The sequence below is a fragment of the Acidithiobacillus sp. TH-A35 genome (assembly GCF_057473505.1).
Window position 1 is genome coordinate 1 of record NZ_JBYCKR010000300.1, and the last position, 2055, is coordinate 2055.

3 protein-coding genes are annotated in these 2055 nt (G+C 64.9%); 2 read left to right on the forward strand and 1 reads right to left on the reverse strand.

Annotated elements, in window-relative coordinates; translation table 11 throughout:
* The first annotated feature begins 99 nt into the window (after window positions 1–99).
* A complete protein-coding gene (locus tag AC2VNK_RS09605; RefSeq protein WP_291523208.1) occupies window positions 100–483 on the forward strand; it encodes a NifU family protein in 384 nt (127 codons plus the stop codon).
* A complete protein-coding gene (gene rimO, locus AC2VNK_RS09610) occupies window positions 480–1820 on the forward strand; it encodes a 30S ribosomal protein S12 methylthiotransferase RimO (protein ID WP_486883590.1) in 1341 nt (446 codons plus the stop codon). The genes AC2VNK_RS09605 and rimO overlap by 4 nt, the downstream gene beginning before the upstream one ends.
* A gap of 16 nt (window positions 1821–1836) precedes the next feature.
* On the opposite strand, the gene AC2VNK_RS09615 is transcribed toward rimO, so the two are convergent.
* Window positions 1837–2055: dihydroneopterin aldolase (locus tag AC2VNK_RS09615; protein WP_486883591.1), on the reverse strand; the 219-nt coding region annotated here is incomplete at its 5' end.

Sequence of the window (2055 nt, forward strand, 5' to 3'; positions counted from 1 at the left end):
GGATATTGCCGGCGCCGTCCGCTATCTGCTCTTCGATGCGCCTTATGTCACTGGCCACAATCTCGTCGTCGATGGCGGTCGCATGTTATATTGACGGTCATGAGCCCAACCGTAAAATCCCCCATCCGCTTTTACAGCGAAGACGAACTGGACGCCTTGGAGGCGGAAGACCCCCTCGCCGCGGCCAAAATCGCCCACGCCCAGGCCATGGCCGAACGCGGACTCGACCGCCAGAAACGCTATGGACCCGACGATCCCCTGCCCGACCCTGCGACCGTCACCGAAGCGGTGCAAACGGTGCGCCACATTCTCCACCGCGATGGCGGCGATATCGAACTGGTGGAAATTGTCGAACGCGACGTGCGGGTACGCATGAAAGGCGCCTGCGCGGGCTGCCCCAATGCCGTCATCGATCTCAAACAGGTGGTCGAGCGTATCGTCGGCGCGGTGCCGGGAGTAGTCAGTGTGAGCAATACCTTTTGAAGGCGAGCGCGAATACACCGCCCAAAGTCGGCTTCGTCAGCCTCGGCTGCCCCAAGGCCACGGTGGACAGCGAGCGCATCCTCACCCAGTTGCGCGCCGAGGGCTATCTGCTGGTGGGGGATTACGCCAGCGCCGATGTGGTCGTCGTCAACACCTGCGGCTTTATCGACGCGGCGGTGGAGGAATCCCTGGAAGCCATCGGCGAGGCGCTGGATGAGAACGGCAAGGTGGTGGTCACCGGTTGTCTGGGTGCCCGCGAGGGCGGCGACTTTGTGCGCAGCGCACATCCCAAGGTGCTCGCCGTCACCGGCCCCAATCAGGCCAGTGCCGTGCTCGACGCGATTCACGAGGCACTCCCTCCGGCCCACGACCCTTACACCGACCTGGTCCCGCCCCAGGGCCTGCGCCTGACGCCGCCCCACTACGCCTATCTGAAAATCTCCGAGGGCTGCAATCAGTCCTGCAGCTTCTGCATCATCCCCAGCATGCGCGGCAAGCTGGTCAGCCGCGCGCCGGACGATATTCTGCGCGAGGCCGAGGCGCTGGTGGCGGGCGGCGTCAAAGAACTGCTGGTGATTTCCCAGGACACCGGCGCTTACGGGGTGGACCGCAAATACCGCACCGCCTTTCACAACGGCCGCCCGCTCAAGACCCGCATCACTGATCTCTGCGCGGCCCTGGGCGAACTCGGCGTCTGGGTGCGCCTGCACTACGTCTACCCCTACCCGCATATCGACGAACTCCTGCCCCTGATGGCGGCAAGTAAAATTCTGCCCTATCTGGATGTGCCCCTGCAGCACGGCAGTCCGCGCATCCTCAAGGTCATGCGCCGCCCCGCTGCCGCCGAAAAGACCCTCGACCGAATTCTGGCCTGGCGCCAGGCAGTGCCGGACCTGACCATCCGCAGCACCTTCATCGTCGGCTTCCCCGGCGAGACCGATGCGGATTTTGCGGAACTGCTGGATTTTCTGCGGGCGGCGGAGTTGGATCGGGTCGGTTGTTTCGCCTATTCGGCCGTGAACGGCGCGCCCGCCAACGCGATCGCTGGCGCGGTGCCGGATCTGGTCAAAGAAGAACGTCGCGCCGAATTCATGGCCGTGCAGGAAGCCATCAGCCGGGGGCGACTACAACGCTGGGTGGGCCAGCGTCAGCGGGTGCTGGTGGACGAGGTGGGCCGGGGGGGCAAGGTGATCGCCCGCTCCGCCAGCGATGCCCCGGAGATCGATGGTGTGGTGCATCTGGGCAAGGCGGCGGGGTTGCAGGTCGGGGACTGGGTGGAGGTGGAGATCACCCGGGCGGATGCCCATGATTTGCATGGGGTGCTGGTGTCGGCCTGATCGGGCCCTTGGTCGCTCAAGGCAGGCGACTGCCCCGCTCGATCCGCACCCCCACATCCCGTGTTCCGCGCACGGCGGCGGGTTTGTGCACCGTCACCTGCACCCAGGCCGCACCGAATTCACTGCGAATGATGTCGGCAATCTGCTCGGCCAGGGTCTCCACCAGTTCCAATTCTGACGCGGCGATATGGGCGACCAGGCGCTGGCAGATGGTCTGGTAGTTGATGGTGTTCTC